This window comes from Dactylosporangium sp. NPDC050688, from assembly GCF_040654515.1.
Taxonomy (GTDB): domain Bacteria; phylum Actinomycetota; class Actinomycetes; order Mycobacteriales; family Micromonosporaceae; genus Dactylosporangium.
In genome coordinates this window covers 1-6,433 of the sequence record NZ_JBFAIC010000147.1, presented here as the reverse complement: position 1 = coordinate 6,433, position 6,433 = coordinate 1, and the positions used below count along the sequence as shown (strand labels likewise).

The 6,433-nt window shown below is 58.9% G+C and carries 4 protein-coding genes; 2 read left to right on the top strand and 2 right to left on the bottom strand.

Annotation, left to right across the window (positions count from 1 at the left end):
- The coding region (locus AB0H83_RS51315; RefSeq protein ID WP_360111197.1) for an XRE family transcriptional regulator at positions 1-1,089 on the top strand (1,089 nt) is incomplete at its 5' end.
- A 33-nt stretch (positions 1,090-1,122) separates the two neighbouring features.
- On the top strand, positions 1,123-1,800 hold the full coding sequence (locus AB0H83_RS51310) for a YdcF family protein (RefSeq protein WP_360111194.1): 678 nt from the start codon (positions 1,123-1,125) through the stop codon (positions 1,798-1,800).
- 9 nt (positions 1,801-1,809) lie between these two features.
- On the opposite strand, the gene AB0H83_RS51305 is transcribed toward AB0H83_RS51310, so the two are convergent.
- Both AB0H83_RS51305 and AB0H83_RS51300 read right to left on the bottom strand, forming a co-directional pair.
- On the bottom strand, positions 1,810-4,626 hold the full coding sequence (locus tag AB0H83_RS51305) for a hypothetical protein (protein WP_360111191.1): 2,817 nt from the start codon (positions 4,624-4,626) through the stop codon (positions 1,810-1,812).
- A gap of 199 nt (positions 4,627-4,825) precedes the next feature.
- Complete coding sequence (locus AB0H83_RS51300; RefSeq protein WP_360111189.1) at positions 4,826-5,374, bottom strand: DUF4231 domain-containing protein; 549 nt, start codon at positions 5,372-5,374, stop codon at positions 4,826-4,828.
- Positions 5,375-6,433 lie beyond the last annotated feature (1,059 nt).

Genomic DNA, 6,433 nt, shown 5'->3' with positions numbered 1-6,433 from the left:
CGCATCCAGCTCGACCGGCTGTCGGTCATCAAGTCCCTCGCCGACGTGCTCGACGTCGCCCTCGCCGACCTGGTCGCCGAACCATCCCTCGTGTCCTGGACCAGCGACAGCGGCATGCGCACCGTCCCCGCTCTGCGTGCCGCCCTCATGGATTACCGCAAGGTGACCCCGTTCGGCACGGGTTCATCGGTGGAGCCGCCGCCGATCGACGTGCTGCAGCAGGAGCTGAAGACGCTCTGGGATGCCTACCAGGACGCGCGGTTCGGGTACGTGACCGGCCGGCTCCCGAGCCTCATCGCCCACGCCGAGGCCGCGGTGAGCGCCATGTCTGGTGACGCGCTCGACGACGCGCGGCGGGTGCTGGGCCTCGCGTACCAGCTCGCCGCCGTGCAGCTGACGAAGATCGGCGAAGCTGACCTGTCGTGGATCGCCGCCGACCGCGGCCTCGGCGCAGCCCGAGCCGCCGGCGACGTGGTGCTCACCGGGACACTCCTGCGCTCCGTCGCTCACGCACTCCAGGCCACCGGCCGGTACCGCGAGGCCGTGCAGCTCACCAACGATGCGGCGAACTACCTGGAGCCACACCTGTCCAACGCAACGCCCGAGCTGCTTTCGGTGTACGGAACGCTATTCCTGGCAGGCTCGATTGCAGCCGCCCGCGCCAACGACGCCATCACCACCCGAACCTTCCTGACCGCCGCCGACGAAGCAGCGCAGCGTCTCGGCCACGACGCGAACCACCTGTGGACAGCGTTCGGGCCGACCAACGTCGCCATCCACCGCGTCGCCACCGCCGCCGAGCTCGGCGACATTCAGGTCGCCGTGGACCTCGGTCCCCGCGTCGACACCTCCGGCCTGCCGATGGAGCGCCGTGTCCGCCACTCACTCGAAGTGGCCCGCGCCCTCAGCGCATGGAACCGCGCCGACGAAGCCCTCGACACCGTCCTCGCCGCCGAGAAGATGGCCCCAGAGCAGGTCCGCTACCACGTGCTCAGCCGCCAGCTGGTCCTGTCCTGGATCCGCCACCAGCGCACCAAGCCCTCAACCGTGCTGGTCGACCTCGCCCGTCGGCTCGACGTCATGGACTGAGCGCGCCAGCCCGTCCCCGCCTACTGTGTGGGCGTGACGCATGCCGACCAGAGCACCCCGGCGACCACCATCCCCGCCGAACACCGCGCCGACGTCGAAACCCTGTGGGACTACCACAACATGCACCACGAACTCCGCCCCTGCGACATCGGCATCGGCCTCGGCAGCCACGACCTGGGCGTCGCCATCATCGCCACCGACCTCTACCACCGCGGCTACTTCCCCCGCATCGTCTTCACCGGCGCCAACGCCCCCACGACGATCGAACGCTTCCCCCGTGGCGAGGCGATTCACTATCGGCAGTACGCAATCGAACATGGCGTTCCCGACGACTCGATCTATGTCGAGACGCGCGCGACAAATACCCAGGAAAACTTCGAGATGACCCGCGGGTTACTTGAGTCGCGGGGCATCAGCGTCGAATCGGCAGTTGTCATGTCGCGCCCCTATCAGCAGCGACGCGCGTACGCCACGGCCAAGAAGCTTTGGCCTGAACTCGACCTAGTTTGTGTGTCCAATCCGCTTTCGTTAGACGACTACGTCCAGAGCATCGGTGATCCCAAAAAAGTAATTGACATGCTCGTTGGCGACACTCAACGAGTGAAGGTCTACGCCGATCGAGGATTCGCGGTGCCACAGGACATACCCGCACACGTTGAAGCCGCGTATATTCAACTCGCTGGAGCTGGGTACACTGCAAGGCTGATATAGCGAGGTTACTTACTCCAGGTCACTCTCACTCACGGCACCAATACCGGCCTTATCGGCCACCGGACGACTGGTGCCTGCTGGTATTGCGAGCAGGAAATCATCATGATGAACAAACTTGTAATCTTTAATCCGGAGTCCGCACTTCCGGATTGCGAGCAGGCAACTATTAAGCTGCTGGCGCACTCCGGAAGCCAGACCTCCATACCTTGACTGAAATGCATCCCGGAAGGTGGAGGAGATTACCGATGCCGTCTTCTTTGAATCGCTATCTCCTATAAGTAGGCGATTATAGGCTCGGGCAATGGGATGGGTTTCGACAAAATAGCTGGCACCGTACCCATCAGTGGCGCTTTGTGAAACCATGAGTGCATGCTCGGGTCCGCCCGTAACGGGAATACTCCGAAGAGGCGCGGGGTGGACAATCGGATTCCCCGATGCGCACTGCATCTTGATGATCGTCCAGGCGCCGAGAAACTGGATCTTTACCGCACGTGCGTTCCAACTGCGGCTATAGATTGTTTTCCAGTCAGGCAAGGCGATAAGAGTGCCACTCGACTTCGGCTGCTTCGCCAGCCAGTTGTCATAGCTTGCTACCTCTTTACCCAGAACGTTTACGGCAACGAGCTTCTCGGGGTCCGGCGATAATAACACCCGCCAGCGATCCTGTTGATCACTCCAATCGTGGCGATGCGCCAGAACGCAGATAGAACCAAGCTCCAGCAACTCGTTTATCGATATAAACCTTGATCGACCAGACTCGAACACACGAATTGAGTCTGGAACATCCATGTACCAGTCTCCAAGCATGTCACCAAACGTCTGGAATAGGTGCTGCTTATAGATCCAAGACTTTTCCGCAGGAAGATTGACTGAGGCAATATGTGCCGCTAGCGGCTCGATAAAATGTTGCCGCAAAAGGAAGCCCTGCCGCCGCGTCTCGGTTCTCGATAGAACGGGCAGCTTGGCGGCAGCACCTCCACGCACATCCATCTGAAAGGAATACTTATCGGATGAGGTGTAAGGGCTGTTCACCGTAAGGCCGTTGATGCAGCGATGGGAAGCTGGTAGGACAGGGAAAGGGTTGAATGGAAAATCACGCCGTAGTCCGCTGGAGATCGAAGACGCCCAAAGCTCCTGCCCTGAAGACGTGCTGACCTCATAATGGAAAATGTGCCCGAAGACTTCAGGGCCAGACATTTCATGGCATCGGATACTCACTGAAAGCTTGTCAGGTAGTTGAGCTGCTCCATCCAGCTTGGGCGTAATGCTAGAACCTACAAAGGGTGGAACCAAGTTCCCGCTGCCACGTTCAACGACGGAGATTGGAAACTCCGCCATCTTGGCGCGATAAAGTACGTATTGTACGATTTGCTCGCGAGTAAACTTAGTACCGAGCGCTACTCGAATCTCAGTACCTACCGAGCGCCTTTCCGACTTCTCAATGAGCAGATATGACCGAGGCCCCGTAAGGCTAATGCGTATGCCGAAGTCGTCTAGCGCACTTCGAGTTTCAATGGCTACATCTCTACTTACGGCGAAGACGGAGAGGAAACCAATTCCGAATTTGCTTGAAGGTGTGAATTTGTACGACGAAGTAAATTCTGGCGAGGTGTAGTATGATCGCCCTACCTGAAGCAAGTACTTCGTAATTATCTCCTCGGTCATGCCTATTCCACGATCCTTGATGACAAAGATTAGCTGTTCCGCCGAACCCTCCGTCAGAGTTGATGGTGCCTTCTCCGTGTCAATGCTGATCTCGATGGGATATTTCTGCCTGACCGAGAGTGGTGCTAAATTCGGATATCTTGGCACACCTTCAGGCGTTCGTCTTAGATCCTCGGATAGTCTGACACGCGTCGCATCAAGCGAGTTCTGTAGAAGCTCGCCGACAAAGCTTAATACATCGGTGTACGCATCCTTGATTAGACGCTCGAAGACTGCCTCAGCATCAAGCTCGAATCGCCATGCAACTGGCGAGTACCGAGCTGTAGGAGCTGGATCTACCTGCATTGTAGGATTCGGACCCGACAGCGTTGCAAGCGGTGCTGACCAATCGGCGTGGCGAGTGCTCCCGGCGAGCAAACGCTGTGACCCGACGGTTTCGTTAGCCAGCCAAGTTAGCCAGTCGTGTAGGACTCGGTGTGCCTCATGTGTTTCGCAGCTTGCACGGACCTCAATTCGGTCTGGTGCGACGAGCAGGTGCTGGATTGCTGAATATTGTTGCCAGTGAGGAGCGCTGTGCGATGGCATTGGGGTGCTGGTCAACTGCAACAACGGACATGCACGGCTGTATCGCAAATCCAACAAGTCGCCCAGCCTGAGTAAGATAGCCAAGAGCCTTACGTTGACGCGTTCGTTAAGTAGGTCACGGCGGAATGGGAATTTGCCGTCGTCGTCAAGCTGATCTCGCGGTAGGCCATGTCCGAGACAGATGTCAGCTAGCGTACGTTTGACTGCCGGCTCTTCGAACGCGAAACCAGCAAGGCTGGCCTCCTGAGTAAGAACGACTTCGGCTGAACGATCAGCGTGTTGTTGCCGAAAATATTCTGCAATAAGATATCTTGTTTGAAGATTTGCACTGTATCGTGCTATTTCGTCATTCGATGCCGACGCTGCGCCTTCCAGTATCTCCTGCCAAGCGCCATCAAGTTTAGAATCCTTGATAAATCGGACCCAGTCCGTGGACGCCAGGAGTTTCAGTTTCTCCGCTTCGGTCACTACCATTCCAGCGTCATGTAGGTACGCGGCAATACAGAGAAGATACGCTTCGACGGATGATAGCTGCAATACCGCGTTGCCCGAGTCGTCGAACAGCAAGCTGCTCATCTTTCGTATGATCTCATCACTGTGCGTAATGCTATGATCCGTGTAGTGGGAGTACGTTGCCGGGATTGCGCCGAGAAAGATTGTAACCTTGTCGCGTGTTTCATGTGCCTTGGCGTGAAGTGACCTATTTCGGTCGTGCAGATATCTCAAAAGCGCTGGTTCATCGTTATTCATTCGAATCCCTCTGTTCTGATTGAATTTATTGAGTGAGTGAGTCGGTTCTTGCGGTCTGACGGACCGCAAGGCGGAAAAACCCTGCCGTCTCCGCTGCCCGAATTTGGTGCGCGGTCGCAATGATTGATTGAGTAGCGGCCAGAGCGTCTGATTTTTGCTCCGCAGGGTCTCGCTGTCTTTGATTAGCAATCGCCAGTAGCGTAAGTCTGAACTCGACCAATCGCGCCTCTAGCGCAGTCTGTGCCTGAGTAAACAACTGCCATGAGCGATCCCAATGGTATGAGGCGTTTAGGCCTGTCAAGATCGTGACAAGAGTTCCTAATACCGCCACGATTATTCGAGCAGCGTCTGTGGAGCTAAGCGAAACGATCGGAATTGCTGAGCCGGCTACGACGGTAAGCGCCGTCGCTCCAAGGTAACGACGTCGCGCACTCCCTTTGTGGCTTTGATACCAGGATATAATCGGACCGATCTCGGAGTCGACGATCTGCTGGTAGTCGGCAGGGTCAAAGTCCGATCCAGTGGCTGCGGCACTAGTTGGCTGAATTCGATCTTGTCCCTCGTTCTCGGCCATGGCGGCACCTTAATTGCTCGTCGGCAACCGATCAAGGGTTCCGTCGTGCATCTACATGCCGTGGCGCCCGCTCAGCGGGCAGATTCATCCAAGTGGCCCGTTCGATGTGTCCCGTAAGGGTGCAACCGTGGCGGCAAGTATTGGATCTGTCTCACACTTCACGCCCTTGGTCAAGGTGAAGCGACACGTGGTGGCCTCCGGGCATGAAAGGTAGTGATCTGGCTGAGGTGCGCTTTGCCGCAAGTCCGTTACCACTAAATCGGGGGCACTTCAACCGTTGCCGAATTTCGCTGTACTAGATCAAGGCGCCTCCGGCGCAGGCCCGGACGTGGTCACCCAGCTCGGCGGGCAAGCTGCGCCCGGCGCTGCGCGCCGGCGCCGGAAGCCCGTCCGGCTGGGACACCACGTCCGAGCCGTACAGAGAGCACTTGAGAAGGACAGCCAGGCACGTCGACAGCTTGGCCCGGACACCCGTAACGGTCGAGACGACTCATCCAGATCTGAGCTACCGCGACGTCCGTCGGGCTACAGGCCGTCGCTCCCGCGGCGTTGCCCTCCGCTGGTAGGTGCGCTCTTGCCTCCCGGCGGGCCTCAGGGTCCCGGAGGGGGCCGCTCCTCCGCACCCCCGCCGCGCAGGCGATGCCAAGCGGGCCGCCGGCGGGGGCGCCAAGCGTCCGCGCGGCCCTCACCCTCCGCGCGGACGGGCACCCCCGCCGGCGGCCCGCTTCCCAGGGGTGCACGACGGGTGTACGGAGGAGCTTCTGGACTGGCGGACCTGCGTACGGGTGCCGCAATGAATACCACTCTGACGCAGTGCGACGGGGCAGATCGCACCGAATCACCGGCTGTCCGACGCCCAGGACACCGGGGGTCAGCCCAAGACGGACCGTTGCAGTTCGCCCCTGCTTACGTCCAGCTCGGTGCCCGACCTCTGGTAGCAGGATCCATGCTGGCCCATCGAGCAGTGTTCCGCCCCGGGTTAGATGGAGACATCGAAACCTGGAGGAACACCGGCAATGCCTGCACCGAAGAAGTACAACGATGAGCTGCGTGAGCGTG

What these genes read in the sequence shown, in the direction of transcription:
- AB0H83_RS51305 (WP_360111191.1), bottom strand. Translation starts at nt 4,626, where the DNA reads ATGAGCAGCTTGCTGTTCGACGACTCGGGCAACGCGGTATTGCAGCTA.
- AB0H83_RS51300 (WP_360111189.1), bottom strand. Translation starts at nt 5,374, where the DNA reads ATGGCCGAGAACGAGGGACAAGATCGAATTCAGCCAACTAGTGCCGCA.